The sequence below is a fragment of the Pseudomonas sp. UV AK001 genome, assembly GCF_046097675.1.
Lineage (GTDB): Bacteria > Pseudomonadota > Gammaproteobacteria > Pseudomonadales > Pseudomonadaceae > Aquipseudomonas > Aquipseudomonas kribbensis.
Map to the genome: position 1 here is coordinate 201,173 of NZ_JBJUVZ010000009.1, position 13,484 is coordinate 214,656.

The 13,484-nt window shown below is 62.1% G+C and carries 15 protein-coding genes; 2 read left to right on the top strand and 13 right to left on the bottom strand.

Going from position 1 to position 13,484, the window contains the following annotated elements; all coding sequences use genetic code 11:
• Positions 1–5: 5 nt before the first annotated feature.
• From ACKLNA_RS23230 to ACKLNA_RS23275, 10 genes are all read right to left on the bottom strand, one after another.
• Positions 6–1,517 carry a YdgA family protein gene (locus ACKLNA_RS23230; RefSeq protein ID WP_114880958.1) on the bottom strand — a complete coding sequence of 504 codons (1,512 nt, stop codon included), beginning with the start codon at positions 1,515–1,517 and terminating at the stop codon, positions 6–8.
• A 199-nt stretch (positions 1,518–1,716) separates the two neighbouring features.
• On the bottom strand, positions 1,717–2,352 hold the full coding sequence (locus ACKLNA_RS23235; RefSeq protein ID WP_114880957.1) for an NADH:ubiquinone oxidoreductase subunit N: 636 nt from the start codon (positions 2,350–2,352) through the stop codon (positions 1,717–1,719).
• A 93-nt stretch (positions 2,353–2,445) separates the two neighbouring features.
• Positions 2,446–3,888, bottom strand: coding sequence for an efflux transporter outer membrane subunit (locus ACKLNA_RS23240; RefSeq protein ID WP_408987215.1), 1,443 nt, complete (start codon positions 3,886–3,888; stop codon positions 2,446–2,448).
• A complete protein-coding gene (locus tag ACKLNA_RS23245) occupies positions 3,885–4,772 on the bottom strand; it encodes an HlyD family secretion protein (RefSeq protein ID WP_085733404.1) in 888 nt (295 codons plus the stop codon). The genes ACKLNA_RS23240 and ACKLNA_RS23245 overlap by 4 nt, the downstream gene beginning before the upstream one ends.
• Positions 4,769–4,978, bottom strand: a complete 210-nt coding sequence (locus tag ACKLNA_RS23250; protein ID WP_007957657.1) for a DUF1656 domain-containing protein — start codon at positions 4,976–4,978, stop codon at positions 4,769–4,771. The genes ACKLNA_RS23245 and ACKLNA_RS23250 overlap by 4 nt, the downstream gene beginning before the upstream one ends.
• Positions 4,975–7,038: an FUSC family protein gene (locus tag ACKLNA_RS23255; protein WP_408987216.1), complete on the bottom strand. Its 2,064-nt coding sequence runs from the start codon at positions 7,036–7,038 to the stop codon at positions 4,975–4,977. The genes ACKLNA_RS23250 and ACKLNA_RS23255 overlap by 4 nt, the downstream gene beginning before the upstream one ends.
• Positions 7,035–7,463, bottom strand: a complete 429-nt coding sequence (locus tag ACKLNA_RS23260; RefSeq protein WP_085712633.1) for a MarR family winged helix-turn-helix transcriptional regulator — start codon at positions 7,461–7,463, stop codon at positions 7,035–7,037. The genes ACKLNA_RS23255 and ACKLNA_RS23260 overlap by 4 nt, the downstream gene beginning before the upstream one ends.
• 121 nt (positions 7,464–7,584) lie before the next feature.
• Positions 7,585–7,830, bottom strand: coding sequence for a type II toxin-antitoxin system Phd/YefM family antitoxin (locus ACKLNA_RS23265; protein ID WP_408987217.1), 246 nt, complete (start codon positions 7,828–7,830; stop codon positions 7,585–7,587).
• Positions 7,831–7,918: 88 nt separating this feature from the next.
• Positions 7,919–8,164: a DUF2789 domain-containing protein gene (locus ACKLNA_RS23270; protein WP_408987218.1), complete on the bottom strand. Its 246-nt coding sequence runs from the start codon at positions 8,162–8,164 to the stop codon at positions 7,919–7,921.
• Positions 8,165–8,293: 129 nt separating this feature from the next.
• A complete protein-coding gene (locus ACKLNA_RS23275) occupies positions 8,294–8,755 on the bottom strand; it encodes an aminoacyl-tRNA deacylase (protein WP_085712631.1) in 462 nt (153 codons plus the stop codon).
• A gap of 174 nt (positions 8,756–8,929) precedes the next feature.
• Between ACKLNA_RS23275 and ACKLNA_RS23280 the strand changes: the two genes are divergently transcribed.
• Both ACKLNA_RS23280 and ACKLNA_RS23285 read left to right on the top strand, forming a co-directional pair.
• The gene (locus tag ACKLNA_RS23280) at positions 8,930–9,481 is read left to right on the top strand and encodes an NfeD family protein (RefSeq protein WP_408987219.1); all 552 of its coding nucleotides are present in this window, start codon (positions 8,930–8,932) and stop codon (positions 9,479–9,481) included.
• A gap of 2 nt (positions 9,482–9,483) precedes the next feature.
• Positions 9,484–10,242: a slipin family protein gene (locus ACKLNA_RS23285; protein WP_114880952.1), complete on the top strand. Its 759-nt coding sequence runs from the start codon at positions 9,484–9,486 to the stop codon at positions 10,240–10,242.
• On the opposite strand, the gene ACKLNA_RS23290 is transcribed toward ACKLNA_RS23285, so the two are convergent.
• The 3 genes from ACKLNA_RS23290 to ACKLNA_RS23300 are packed head-to-tail and all read right to left on the bottom strand — an operon-like array spanning position 10,208 to position 13,473.
• The gene (locus tag ACKLNA_RS23290) at positions 10,208–11,182 is read right to left on the bottom strand and encodes a sulfotransferase family protein (protein ID WP_408987220.1); all 975 of its coding nucleotides are present in this window, start codon (positions 11,180–11,182) and stop codon (positions 10,208–10,210) included. The two genes, ACKLNA_RS23285 and ACKLNA_RS23290, sit on opposite strands and share 35 nt — an antisense overlap.
• A complete protein-coding gene (locus tag ACKLNA_RS23295; protein WP_408987221.1) occupies positions 11,170–11,955 on the bottom strand; it encodes an aspartyl/asparaginyl beta-hydroxylase domain-containing protein in 786 nt (261 codons plus the stop codon). Before ACKLNA_RS23295 ends, ACKLNA_RS23290 begins: the two co-directional genes overlap by 13 nt.
• A gap of 3 nt (positions 11,956–11,958) precedes the next feature.
• The gene (locus tag ACKLNA_RS23300; RefSeq protein ID WP_119428544.1) at positions 11,959–13,473 is read right to left on the bottom strand and encodes a TolC family protein; all 1,515 of its coding nucleotides are present in this window, start codon (positions 13,471–13,473) and stop codon (positions 11,959–11,961) included.
• Positions 13,474–13,484 lie beyond the last annotated feature (11 nt).

A 13,484-nucleotide genomic window follows, 5' to 3' on the forward strand; every position in this document is an offset into this window, starting at 1 on the left:
GGGTTTTACTGTTCCTGGCTGACGCTGACGCCGGCAAATTTGCTCATCAGGAAACCGACGAACTGCTCGACCGTCATCTTCTGGCCGTTGAACTCCACCTGATTGGCGGCGTAGTGCAACTTGGTCGTCACATTGGTGCCATCCAGCGTTGCCAACTGCGAACCCACGGCCATGCCGGAGAACATGTCGGCGGCGGCGCTGGCCTGATCAACAATGGCTTTGGCGTCGGTCTGACCGTCGATCTGGGCCTGTACGCTGAGCAGATCCACCAGCATTGGCTTGGATACCTGCACATTGAGGTCAAGCAGGGCGATCAGTTGTTTGCCCAGTTGATCCGGCGGCAGGTCCATCGAGGCCGGTTTGGTCAGGTCGAGCACCAGGTTGGCGCGGCTTTCACCGTTGGCGGTTTTCAGCGACAGGTCTTCCAGTGCCAGTTGCGGGCCAGCGGCCAGCAGTTTCTGCATGTCAGCCTTGACCTGGGCGGACTCGGCTTCGGTCAGGTTCAGCTCGGGTGCCGGCAGGCCGGCGGCGGTGGCTTCGGCGGCGGCTTTTTCGTACGGCTGCAGCTTGGTCTGGTAGATCTGCATCAGCGACAGGGCCGACGGGATGTCGAGGTTCTTCAGGCTCATGGCCAGGTTGGCCGAGCCGATTTTCTTGTCGTTGAGGGTCACTTCGCCGATTTTGTAGTCGGCACGACCGGAGGCGTTGCTGCCGTTCTCTTCGGTGAGGTTCTTCATCTCGAAGTTCTTCACGCCCAGCACCAACTGTTTGGCGCCGAAAGTGGTCTTGCTGCCGGTCAGCTCAAGGGTGTTCTCGCCGGTGTAGTAGCCGTAGCTGCTCTTGTTCAGGTTGCTGGCCAGGGTCAGGCCGTTGAGTTCGATCTGCACCGGCGCCTGGTCTTCAGCCACGGTGGTCAGGTGCAGGCTGTCCATGTAGCCGTTGGCCTTGACCTTCTGCGCCTGGGCGCTGGCGGAAATGTCCATGTTCAGACCGGAAAACTTCAGGCTCGACTTGTCGTCCAGCGCGGTTTCCAGCGGCAGCAGCTCAATATTGCCGGTGGTGGACTGGTCGTAGCCGATGTTGACCACACCCTTGAGTGGCGCAGCACCCTTGGTGGCGGCGAACCATTTTTCGGTGACCGGCGTCTTCTCCAGCTCGTAGTGACTGGTGGCCATGACCGGCAGCCATTTCAGCGAGACCAGACGCGAGAACGGCAGCGGGCCGTGTTCGATGTGGTCGACGAACAGCAGCTCGACCGGCGCTTCACCGAACATCTCGCCTTCGCCCTTGAGGCGATAGTGCGCGGTGCTGCTGAAGGTGTGACGCTCCAGCGACACCAGCTCCAGCGACGCGCTGCCGTTGGAACCGGCCATGGCGGTCTGCAGCTCTTTGTTGGCGTCGACGACGGCGTTGTTGAGCACGCCTTCAATCTTGGTGCCCGTGTACCAGGCCCCGCCGACGCTGATGGCGCCAATGGCAACAACGATTCCGAGAAGCACGCCTGCTGATTTATTCATGAATGACCTGATCGATTTCCGTGGCTGAAGGTGTGGTCGTCTTCCGTGAACCCGTGACCGGGCCGTGGTTCGACTCCGCTGAATTTAGCGGTGGAGATTAGCACTGGCCGCGCAGGGCGGCCCAATGTTTAAAGGTTAAAGAGTGTCCACGGGACATGGACAAACAAAAAGATCGCCGGGTTCGGCGATCTTTTAGGGATCAGGAATATTGGACCTCGATCTCGTCGAGCTGATGATCGAAGCTTTTCAGGCGTGCGGTCCAGGTGTACACAAGCACCTCGAAATCCCGGTCGATCACCGCCCCGCCCGGCCCGTCGCCGCGCGGATCACAGAAATCCAGCTGATAGCGCTCGCGGGCCATCGCAGTCGCGACGTCGGACAGTTCACGGGCGTTGTTCAGCCAGTGCCAGCCGTCATCGGCAACCTGCCTGTCGAGTTCCAGGCATTGTTTTTTCAGGGCCTCGAGGCTTTTTTCCAGCGGGGTGCCGGTGAGTTCGCCCATGACTTCGGCGAAGGTGCGCCCCGGTTGCCAGTAGCTGCCCCAGAAGTAGCGGTCGAACACGGTTTCGACCTTGCGCAGCGCGACTTTGGTGTCCCAGATCAGCAGCAGGGTCTTGCTTTGTTCAAGCTGTCTTTTCTTGAGTTTTTGCACTTGCACCAACGACCAGGCCACCACGACGATCGCCATCACTGCGATCAACGCGGTCGCGCTGTCGAGGAAGACCATCGCCTTGTCGATCTGATGGGCCAGCATGATGCCGTAGAAATAGGTGGCAGACAGCAGCACCAGTGCGACCAGGGCGCACCAGAAGCCGAGAGCGTAAGGGTTTTTCATTATTGGTTTCCCCTAGACCTGCGCTAGCAATGTGCACTGGAAAGGCGCCTTGCTCAGGGCGCCCCTCCAACACTTCAAAGCATAGCAACGGCCTCAGGGTTTGCTGGCGCTCGACGCTTGCGTTCGTCCGCTTTCCCAACCGCCGCCGAGGGCGAGGAACAAATCGATCTGGCTCATGGCAACCTGGGTGTTGGCGGCGGCCAGTTGCGCGGTGACATCGGTGTAGGTGCGAGTGGCTTGCAGATCAGCGAGGAACGACTCGCGGCCCGCCTGGAAGAAGCGGTGAGTCTGGTCAGCCGCCAGCTTCGCCGACTGCTCGGCATCGGCCAGGGCGTCGCGGCGTTGCAGCAGCGCGGTGTATTGGGCCAGGCCGGTCTGGGTTTCGCGGATGGCGTTGAGCACCACGCCGTCGAAATGCGCCAAAGCGCCCTGGGTCGAGGCTTCGGCTTCGCGGATCCGTGCCCGGGCGCCGTTGGTCGGCACCTTCCAGCTCAGCGACGGGCCAAAGCCCCAGCGGTTGGTCGACGGGTCGCCAAGATCAGAGACAATGCCGACGGTGCCGATGGTCGCGCCAATGCTGATGTCCGGATACAGCTCGCCGGTGGCGATGCCGATCCCGGCGGTCGCGGCGGCCAGGCGACGCTCGGCCTGGCGGATGTCAGGCCGACGCTTGAGCAGCGCAGCACCATCGCCGACCGGCACCAGTTGGGCGATTTTCGGCAGTTCGGCGCAGGTCGCGGTGCCGGCCGGCAATTGATCGACCGGTTTGGCCAGCAGCATCGACAGGCGGAACAGCCCGGCCTGACGCGCCGCCTCATAACGCGGCAGATCGGCGCGCAGGGACTTGAATTGGGTCTGCGAACGGGTGACCTGGGTTTCGTCGCCGCGCCCGGCATCGCGCAGGCGCTGGATCAGCGTGGTGCTCTGGGATTGCAGGTCGAGGGAGTGCTGAGCGATTTCCCGTTCTTCGTTGGCCGCGCAAACCTGGGTGTAAGCCCGGACCACATCGGCGACCAGGGTGATGCGCGCGGTGTCGGCGGCGGCCTGGGTCGCGTCGGCGTTGGCTTTCGCTGCTTCGATCCCGCGTTGCAAAGTGCCCCACAGGTCGAACTGGTAGGAGGCGCTGATGCCGATGTCGGCGACGTTGGCCACCGGGACTTTCTCCGGCAGCAGGAACGCCTGACCGGATTCCTGCAAGCGCTGGGCGCCCATTTTCACGCCGCCGCTCCAGCCACCGGCCGCCTCGGCCTCATCGACCTGGGCACGGGCCCGGGACAGGTTCGCCGCCGCCACCCGCAGATCGGTATTGGAGGCCATGGCCTGCTGCACCAGTTGGTCCAGACGCGGATCACGATACAACCGCCACCAGTCCGCCGGCACCGGAGTCGAAACCACAGGCTTGCCGGCCACCGCCAGATCGCCCTGAAAATCCTTGCGCTGAATCGCCGCGTCACCCGGCAGGTGATAGTCCGGCCCGACCATGGAACAGGCCGACAGCATCACGCCCAGACCGGCGATCATCAGGGCCCTGCTCATTTCGCGGGCTCCTGCTGCTGATCGTCGATGATCGACACCGTGGCGGTACGCCCGGCGATCATGCGGAAGTCATCCGGCACGTCGTCGAAGGCAATGCGCACTGGAATCCGCTGCGCCAGACGTACCCAGCTGAAGGCCGGGTTGACGTTGGGCAACAGGTTGCTGCCGCTCGAGCGGTCACGGTCTTCGATACCGGCGACGATGCTTTCGACATGCCCGCGCAAACGGGCGCGGTCGCCGATCACGCGGATATCCACCGACTGACCGATATGGATGCCGTCGAGTTTGGTCTCTTCGAAATAGCCGTCGATGTGGAACGAATTGCTGTCCACCACCGACAGCACCGGACGTCCAGCGGTGACGAACTCTTGAGCACGCGGTGCACGGTCGTTGACGTAGCCGTCCACCGGGCTGCGGATCACCGAGCGGTCGAGGTTGAGCTGGGCGCTGTCCACCGTCACCAGCGCTTCGGCCAGTGCCGATTGTGCGCGGGCGACTTTCGATTGGCTTTCTTCCAGCTGTTCCGCCGGCACCAGATTGCCCAGGCCACGATTACGCTTGGCCTCACGCTGGGCCTGAGCCAACGTTTCTTCGCGGTCGGCAACGGCTGCCTTGGCCTGACGCAACGCCAGTTTGAAACGGTCCTGATCGATGCTGAACAGCACCTGGCCGCGTTTCACTAACTGGTTGTCCTTGACCTCGACCTGCTGGATCAGCCCGGACACGTCCGGGGCAATCTGCACGATGTCGGCACGGATGTGGCCGTCGCGGGTCCAGGGCGCGAACATGTAATACATCACCATGCGCCAGACCACGACGACGGCGAAAGCCACGATCAGCAAGGTCAGCATCACGCGACCGATAGTCAAAAACGGTTTTTTCATGTCATCAGGTATCGACTGAGTGAGTCCACGCCGTACAGCATCACGGCGTAGAGGGCCACGTTGAACAATGCCCGGTGCCAGACCAGACGGTAGAAATGCAGGCGTGTGAGCACGCCGTGTACCAGCACGAACAGCACGTAGGTGATGCCCATCAGCACCAGCAGGGTCGGCAGGAAGATGCCGCTGATGTCCAGGTCACCGATCATAGGGGCGCTCCTTCGGGCAGCGGTTCTTCGGGTTCGGCACTGGAGACGAATTCGACGCCGGGCAACAGCGCCAGACGCAAACCGCTCAAGGCGTGCAACAGGTGTAGTCGGGTTTCTTCATCGCCGTGGCCGTTGAGTGCGCGGCGGGTACGGTCCATGGTCATCAGCAACTGGCTCGGCGCCGGCAAGCGCTCGCCGGCCTTGAGGCAAGCGCGGAAGTATTCGCCGACCTCGGCCACCACTTGCTGCAGCAACGCGTTCGGCGCACCGGTCACGCGCGGGGTGTAGGCCAGCAGGTCGAGCAAATTCAGCCCTACGCGCACTTCGCGCATGGCGATGCCGGTGTCCTGACCGGTCAGCGCCAGACGTGGCAAGTGCTGCATCAAGCGGTCGAGCAACTGCACGCCCAGTTGCCGGTGCTCGGCGAGGTTTGCCGGCTCGGTCATGCTGACGATGTCTTTCCAACTGAAACGGGTCAGGCGCTTGGCCGCCAGTTCGGCGCCGAACGGCCGGGCGATCAGGGTCCAGATAAACGCGAACAACAGCCCCAACGGCCCCGCCAGGTTGGAGTTGGCGAATGCAAAGAAGTCAGCGTCGTAGGCACCCTGGATGCTGATGAACGACGAGGTGTTGACCAGTGTCAGCAGCATGCCGAGGTAGAACCGTGGCTGCACCGTCAGAGTACCCACGCAGATGAACGGGATGGCAAACGCCAGCACCAGCATCGGGAAGTCGTGCAGGTTCGGCAGCACCAGAAACAGGTACAGACTGGCGAACAGCACCGACATCCCGGTCCAGAAAAAGAACCGGTAAATCTGCGGTGCCGGGTCGTCCATCGAGGCAAAGAAACTGCACGACACCGCCGCCAGAATCACCGCGCTGCCGCCGTCGGTCCAGCCCAGCAGAATCCACAGCGTCGAGGCGACGATGATCGCCAGAATGGTCGACGCCACCGAATACAGCATCAATCCACGGTCGAGGAACGGCGTCAGACGACCGAGGCGCCAGTGGCGGTAAACCGCGCGCCAGCTGTCCTGACGCTCGCACAGGATTGCATCCTGCAGACTGCGGCAGTCTTGCCATAGATCGATGAATTCGCCGAGGCGGTACAGCGCGTTGGAAAACAGCAACTGTTTGCGATCTTCCAGGGCTTCGGCGCTGGGTTGCAGGGCTTCGAGCTGATCGCGCAGGGCTTGCCAGCGGTCGAGATCGGCATCTTTGTGGCCGAGCCATTCGCGGGTGGCGGTGAGCAGCGGCGCGAATTTTTCCACCAGTTCCGGCGTGCGCCGTTCGAGGGCGTAGAGCGAATCTTCCAGCGCATCGATCACCGGCAGTAGATGGATCATCCGCCCGCGCAGTTCCTTGGTGTTGCGCACCGTTTGCGGCCGCGCACCTTCGTGGGGCAACTGGCCGATCATCAATTCCAGGCTGTTGAAACTGCCGACCATGGCCATGCGCAGGGCAGTGACTTCTTCGGGGTTCACGTCACGGCTGAGGAATTTCAGGCTGTAGGTGGTCGCATCGGCGAACCACTTGCCCACGGCATCGTTGAACACCGGCGCTAGGCGCCGTGGCCAGAACATCGCCCCGACCACGGCAGCGACCGCGATGCCGAGGAAAATCTCTTCAGTCCGCGCTTCCGCCACGTCCCACACCGCCAGCGGGTTATCCACCACAGGCAGGGCGATCAGCGGCAAGGTGTAGCCGGCGAGCATCAACGCGTAGTTATTGGCGGTGCGCAGATGCAGGGACAGGAACAGCAGAATCCCGGTCCACAACGCGATGACCACCACCAGCACATACGGACTCTGGACGAACATCGGTACGAACAGCACCGCCGCAGCGGCGCCGAGGAACGTACCGATCGCCCGATACAGCGCCTTGGAACTGGTCGGCCCGAGGAACGGGCTGGAAACGATGTACACCGTGGCCATCGCCCAGTACGGACGCGGCATCTGCATCAGCAAGGCGATGTACAGCGCGATCATCGACGCCGCGAAGGTACGGATCCCGTAGAACCAGTCCCGGGCCGGAGGAATGCCGGAAAAAAAGCCGTTCACGGATGGGTCACCGCTGGCGGACTGGCCGCTTCGAAAGCTCTCAATACTCGAAGCGTAGCTTCCAGATCACTCCGGTCGATGCCTTCGAGCACTTCATTACGCAGACGCACCAGCTCGCCTTCCACCGCCTGCACCAGCTCGCGGCCGGTGTCGGTCAGGCTCAGGCATTTGGCCCGGCGATCCTGCGGGTCTTCAGTGCGGCAAACGTAGCCGGCGTGGCACAACTGATCGAGCAGCCGCACCAGCGAAGGACTCTCGATCCCCGCCGCCTGCGCCACCTGCACCTGATGCACGCGCTCCCCCAGCCGCCCGATCATCAACAACGGGACGGCGCAGGCTTCGGAAATTCCATAGTTGACCAGCGTGGTCTGGCAGATCTTCCGCCAATGCCTGGCGGCCACCACCATGGCACTGCTGATGTTCATCTGGAGGGATTCGAGGTTGTTCGGCACGAAGGAATGCACACACTGTTAGTTTGCTAACTATCAATATGGCATTGGAGGGGAAATTCAGTCAAGTTTTGAAACAAATCTCCTCAAAGGTTTTTTACAGCTGATCCAGCTCGATGGTTTTACCAATTTCATTGCGTCGCGAGTGAATGATCAACGCCAAATACTGATCGTCCAGCCGTTCAATAATCGCCTCATACAATGATGCGGAAAGCAGGACAGCTAAAACTTGACTGTGCTTTTGTAAAGCGACGGGCTCATATTTGACGTCCTCGATTACCGCATCAAAATTTTCTTTAAAAGCTTCGACACTGATCATTTCTACTGAGGGAAGTCTTCGCATTTTTCAGCTTCCAGTTTTCTTTGACCCCGGAAGCTACCCCAGATAGAGAGGGCAATTGAGGATATCCTGTGACGAAATTTTACGCTGACTAAGCGCCCCGCCCCTTCCTCAACATCACATCCAGTTGATCCACCACCTCCGCCCAATCCGCATCATCGAGAATCTCGTCCCGCAAAAAATCCGCCTGGCTCTTGGTCCAGAAAAACGCGTCGCACAGGTGCAGCTCGGGTTTGAGCGGGGAATGGGCGGCGATGAACTGGTCGATGCTGACCGGGTCGTTGGGCAGACCCAGTTGTTTGAACAGGGATGGGAGGCTGTGTGTTGGATTTTCCATTGTTCTACTCCTTCGAAGACTCAGTGGATAAAAACATTTCGCGAGCAAGCCACATTCCCACAGATTCATTGCAGAACCTGTGGGAGCGAGCCTGCTCGCGATTGGCGTCGGCACAGACGCTGAAAAAAACTACTGACTCAACTCCCGCACCTGCGCATGCGGCACCATTTTCAGGAACTCGGGCATGCTCATGTGCAGCAGGTTGTTGTGGTTGCCGGCCTCCAGGTAAATATCTTTCTGCCGGGTCACCAATGGGTCGATGACCATGTCCAGGCCATAGGAATCGCCCAGCGGCGGCACCGCGCCGCGTTCGCAGTCATCGAACAGGTGCGCCAGGGTACTTTCGCGGGTGATCTGCCACTCGCCGCTGGTGCGCACTTTGCTCAGGTCCAGATGGCGGCTGGCGGGCAGCACGGCCATGAGGTAATGCCCGTGGTGGTCGTCGAGGATCACCGACTTGGCCACCCGTTCAGCCGGAATTCCCGAAACCCGCGCCGTTTCCAGGCTGCTGCTCGAGTGCGGATGGGAGACGACGTCGTATTGGCATTGCGCCCGGGTCAGGCTGCTTTGCACTTTTCTTGCCATACGCATGATGCACCTCGGTGCCCGCCGACGCTGCGCGGCAGACAGTGATGAACGTTGTACCTGTTCTGGAAAGTCTAGTCGGGCAAGCCGCGCAATGAAGGTAAATCCGCCCACTGGCGACGCTGGAACTGATCAGAATTCCTCCGACCGCAGGCTCTACTAGACTGATAAGAGAACCCCATGACTCTCCCGGAGGGTCAAGTGAACATCCGTCGCTATGCGTTTGTCCTGTTGATGCTGCTGAGCGGATCGTCCCTGGCTGCGGACATCCCGTTGCACGCCATCGATCCCATCGGCCTCTGGCTGATTACCCTGGGCATCGCGTTTCTGATCGCCGAAGCCGCGCTGCCCAATTACGGCGTGATTGGCCTGGGCGGCATCGTCATGTTCGTGATCGGCGCGCTGATCCTGAGCAACGCCGAGCTGCCGGTGCCGATGATGATCGGCCTCGGGCTGGTCAGCGCACTGCTGCTGATCGCGTTGCTGGTTCGTGCCCTGAGGACCCGGCCGCGACACCCGGTCAGCGGCGACGCCGGCCTGGTCGGCAGCGTGACGGCCGTGACCGTCGTAGAGTCGCCCGACACCCGCAACGGCTGGGTGCAATTGCAAGGAGAACGCTGGCAAGTGTCGAGTGCCACGCCGCTGCACGCCGGGCAACCGGTGCGGGTGGTCGGGCGCAAGGGCTTGTTGCTGCAAGTGGCCGCGGCTGACGCGGCACCGCTCGGAGAGTGATCATGGGTCTGCAAATCGGTTTTGTCGCGCTGCTGCTGTTGCTCATTGCCCTGGCCGGCTCGACGTTCCGCATCCTGCGTGAATACGAACGCGGCGTGGTGTTCCAGCTCGGGCGCTTCTGGCAGGTCAAGGGGCCGGGGCTGATCCTGTTGATTCCGGTGGTGCAGCAAATGGTCCGGGTCGATCTGCGCACCATCGTCCTCGATGTGCCGCCGCAGGACGTGATCACCCGCGACAACGTCTCGGTCAAGGTCAACGCGGTGCTGTATTTCCGGGTGCTCGATCCGCAGAAAGCGATCATCCAGGTCGAAGACTTCCTGGTGGCCACCAGCCAACTGGCCCAGACCACCCTGCGCGCGGTACTCGGCAAGCATGAACTGGACGAACTGCTGGCCGAGCGCGAACAGTTGAACATCGACATCCAGCAAGTGCTCGACGCCCAGACCGACGCCTGGGGCATCAAGGTCGCCAATGTCGAGATCAAGCACGTCGACCTCAACGAATCGATGGTCCGCGCCATCGCCAGACAGGCCGAAGCCGAACGGGAACGGAGGGCCAAGGTGATCCACGCCGAAGGTGAATTGCAGGCTTCGGAAAAACTCATGCAGGCCGCCGAAATGCTTGGCCGCCAGCCCGGCGCCATGCAATTGCGCTACATGCAGACCCTGAGTTCGATTGCCGGCGACAAGAGCTCGACCATCGTCTTCCCGTTGCCGATCGAATTGCTCAAGGGGATGGCGGATCTGTCGGCCAAGTCGTGAGTGCGCGCAAGCGCTCCAGCGCTTCGTAAGGAGCTCGCGCGCACCGTTCTACTCGCGCCTGCAACAGCGGGGAGGCTTCGCGGCGTTTGCTTTCGCCATCGGCGACAAACGCCTGTGACGGCTGTTTCGCATGCTGTGCCGAAGCTGTCAGCACCTGCTCGCACTGCTCGGCATTCAGCTGAAAAAACCTCGCCAGCCGTCCTGTCATCGCCTCGGGCAACTCACTGTAATTGACCGTCAGCCCGCCGAAATCAGCGCAGTGCAAGCGCGCCGCCTCCAGCAGACGTCCGAGCCTGCGGGCGATGAAATCTTCGCGCCCCTCGAATGGCAGGTCGTCGTCCAGCACGCACTCGCCAAGCAGGCCGGGCACCATGTGCATACCCGGGCGACGCAGGTGTGAAACGGCGATTTCCAGCGGATCGCGATAGACAAACAACCACGGCGTGTCGGGGAAGCATTCGTGGAGCAACGGCCATTCGCCGATGTTCCAGGCGTCGAGCTTGATCACCAGCCGCTGCTCCATCCCGCGCCGGCGCTGGCCGTAGGCCGAGAGCAACCCGGCGATGGCCGCACGGCGTTCTGCGGCGGGCAGATCGCTGCGCAACAAGGCATCGAGGGGTGGAGGTTCCGAGATCACGATGTGATCGTCGAGGCGGGCGAGCATCTGGCTGATCAGCGTCGATCCACAACGCGAGGCATGCAGGATGAAGGCGCTCGGCGCCAGGCCGGGACTGAGCGTCTGCCACTGCGTGAGCGCCGACAACGGGGTTTGCCGGCGAAACGCCTGGTTGAACGGCAACTGCAGCGCCTGCTCCACCGCCTCACGAAAAAACGGCTGGTGCAACGGCGTGTCGCCAAACCAGCACCAGTCCACCTGCCATTGCCCGGCAATTTTCCAGATGCGGATCGGCAACCAGCCGTCGAAATTCAGGCTCGCCATTGTTCGTTCCACGACCGACGCCCGTTGCGCATCGCCGCGTGCAGTTCTTCCCGGGAGAATGACAAGCCACGCTCGGCGGCCAGCGCCAGTGTCTGGCTGATGAACGCTTCGGGATCGCGCAACGCCTGCAGGGTCGCCGACAACGCGGGATCCGCGACCAGCAGACGCTGAAAACGCTGTAATGCCGAATCTTCGGCATCAGGCTGTGGCGTACTCGGCAAACCCTCGGCAATCATCTGTTCCAGCCAGGCGCCGGGGCGACAGTCGAGAACCAGATGAACCCGTGCCGTGCTGTCGCGATTGTCGACTCGATGCGGTCTCGCAAGATCGAGAAACCAGCACTCACCCGCCGCCATCGGCATGCGTAATCCGTCGAGCCAGAAATCCACGGCGGGCGGACTGAGCAATGGAATGTGCAACCGCAGATCAGCGTCCGGTTCGTCGAGATCGTAATCACGATGCTCATGAATCTGCCCGCCGGGGCCGAGTCGCAGCAGTCGCGCACTGACGATCTCCAGTGGCAGATCCTGCAACGCCTGTTGCCAGCGGCGGTCATTCAACCAGGGGCGGCGCGGCACCGGTTCGGCGGTACCGGGAGACAGCTCGGTCAAGGCATCGGCAGCGGAAATCAGCGCCACACCGCTCCAGTCACCGGTGAAATACGCGGTGTTGAAATGGCCGCGCCAGTCTCCGTCCTCGATCGCCGCCAACGCCTGCAACAGCAACGGCAAATCCACAGAGACCGGCAGCCGCGAGCACGCCGGCCGACTCATCACTCACTTGGCTGCGGCATGGGCCACCGGCACCGAAATATCCCCCGAGGCCCACGCCGCTTCGCGGTTGGCCAGCGCCGTGGCGATCGACTGCACCTCGGTCGACTGCACCTGATCCGGCAGCGGATCGAGGCCGGCACTGGCGAAGATCTGGCCATAGGCATTGCGCAGATCAGCGTAGGACAGGTCACGGCGCAAGTCGGCCTGGAGGTTGTTCAGTTCACCCTGGATCAGATCCAGTTCGCCGATGCCCGCCGCCTGATGACGGTTGCGCAACTGACCGACGATTTGCCCGTCGATGTCCGACAGTTGCTGGTTGGTCTTGAACTGACGCAGCGCCTCCTGATAGTTGGCGTTGGCCACGTACAACTGCGCCAGCACCGCAATCGACATGGCCTGACGGCGTGCGGTGGCGACTTCTTCGCCGGCCTTGGCCACGTCGATGGCCGCCGGGGCGGAGATCACGTTGAACAGGTTCCAGGTCACTTTCACGCCATAGTCGGCCCAGCGGTCGTTCACCAGGAACGAGTTGCTGTCGTAGTGTCCGCCGGCGGAAAACTCCAGGCCCGGCAGCATGCGCAGCATCGCCTTGCGGGTTTCGGCGGCGCTGATCCGGGTCTGGTAATCCTGCTCGCGCAGTTCCGGGCGACTGGTCAGGGCTTCCTGTTCCAGTTTGGCGATATCGACCTTGAGTTCCGGGATCTGATAACCGTCGTCGGTGGCCAGGGTCAGGTTGGTGCCCATCGGCAGGTTGATCAGGGTCGCCAGCTCGGTCTTCGCCAGTGACAGCGCGCGACGCTGCTCTTCCAGTTGCCGGGTGGCTTCGATCAGCGAACGCTGATAGCCGAGGGACTGTACCGGATCGCCGATGCGCTGTTCGCTCATGCTTTCGCTGTTGCGCCGGGCCGCATCGACCCGCGCCATCAGGCTGTCGATCTGCTTGAGCAGACGCTCGGCCGCCATCGCCCGCCAATAGGCCGAGCGCACGTCCTGAACGATGGTGTTGATCACCTTGCGCCGGCGTTCCTGGACGATCAGACGCTGGTCGCCCTGCTGCTTGGCGTTGATGTAGCTGACGCCGAAATCGAGAACGTTCCAGACCATGGTCAGGTCGGCGACGTTGCGGTCGCGGTCCTGGGAGGTCGACGGTTCCAGGGACTGGGTGCCGGTGCGTACGCTCTGGCTGCTGGAGGCGCTGACGTTGTTGCGCCCGACGTAACCGGCGTCCAGCGCCATGCGCGGCAGCATGTCGAAACTGGCGAGGTCGAGCTGCCGCTTGGCCAGCGCTTCCTCCATGATCTTCAGGCGTCCTTCGAGGTTGTATTTCACCGCGCGGGCCATGGCCTGGTGCAGGGTCAGCGGACCGCGCAACGGTTCCTGGCCCTTGTACATGGTTTGCAGGTCAGATTTGGCCCGTTGTTCGCTGACACTGCGTTCGATCGGTTCACTGGTGACTGCACATCCGCTGATCGCCAGCGCCAGCAGGCTGGCGCCGAACAACTTCTGACTTTTCTTCATCCCTGGATCGC

Excerpts from the sequence above, each read along its gene's own strand:
- ACKLNA_RS23230 (WP_114880958.1), bottom strand. The coding sequence starts at position 1,517 with ATGAATAAATCAGCAGGCGTGCTTCTCGGAATCGTTGTTGCCATTGGC.
- ACKLNA_RS23235 (WP_114880957.1), bottom strand. The coding sequence starts at position 2,352 with ATGAAAAACCCTTACGCTCTCGGCTTCTGGTGCGCCCTGGTCGCACTG.
- ACKLNA_RS23240 (WP_408987215.1), bottom strand. The coding sequence starts at position 3,888 with ATGAGCAGGGCCCTGATGATCGCCGGTCTGGGCGTGATGCTGTCGGCC.
- ACKLNA_RS23245 (WP_085733404.1), bottom strand. The coding sequence starts at position 4,772 with ATGAAAAAACCGTTTTTGACTATCGGTCGCGTGATGCTGACCTTGCTG.
- ACKLNA_RS23250 (WP_007957657.1), bottom strand. The coding sequence starts at position 4,978 with ATGATCGGTGACCTGGACATCAGCGGCATCTTCCTGCCGACCCTGCTG.
- ACKLNA_RS23260 (WP_085712633.1), bottom strand. The coding sequence starts at position 7,463 with ATGAACATCAGCAGTGCCATGGTGGTGGCCGCCAGGCATTGGCGGAAG.
- ACKLNA_RS23265 (WP_408987217.1), bottom strand. The coding sequence starts at position 7,830 with ATGCGAAGACTTCCCTCAGTAGAAATGATCAGTGTCGAAGCTTTTAAA.
- ACKLNA_RS23270 (WP_408987218.1), bottom strand. The coding sequence starts at position 8,164 with ATGGAAAATCCAACACACAGCCTCCCATCCCTGTTCAAACAACTGGGT.
- ACKLNA_RS23275 (WP_085712631.1), bottom strand. The coding sequence starts at position 8,755 with ATGCGTATGGCAAGAAAAGTGCAAAGCAGCCTGACCCGGGCGCAATGC.
- ACKLNA_RS23280 (WP_408987219.1), top strand. The coding sequence starts at position 8,930 with ATGACTCTCCCGGAGGGTCAAGTGAACATCCGTCGCTATGCGTTTGTC.
- ACKLNA_RS23285 (WP_114880952.1), top strand. The coding sequence starts at position 9,484 with ATGGGTCTGCAAATCGGTTTTGTCGCGCTGCTGCTGTTGCTCATTGCC.
- ACKLNA_RS23290 (WP_408987220.1), bottom strand. The coding sequence starts at position 11,182 with ATGGCGAGCCTGAATTTCGACGGCTGGTTGCCGATCCGCATCTGGAAA.
- ACKLNA_RS23295 (WP_408987221.1), bottom strand. The coding sequence starts at position 11,955 with ATGAGTCGGCCGGCGTGCTCGCGGCTGCCGGTCTCTGTGGATTTGCCG.
- ACKLNA_RS23300 (WP_119428544.1), bottom strand. The coding sequence starts at position 13,473 with ATGAAGAAAAGTCAGAAGTTGTTCGGCGCCAGCCTGCTGGCGCTGGCG.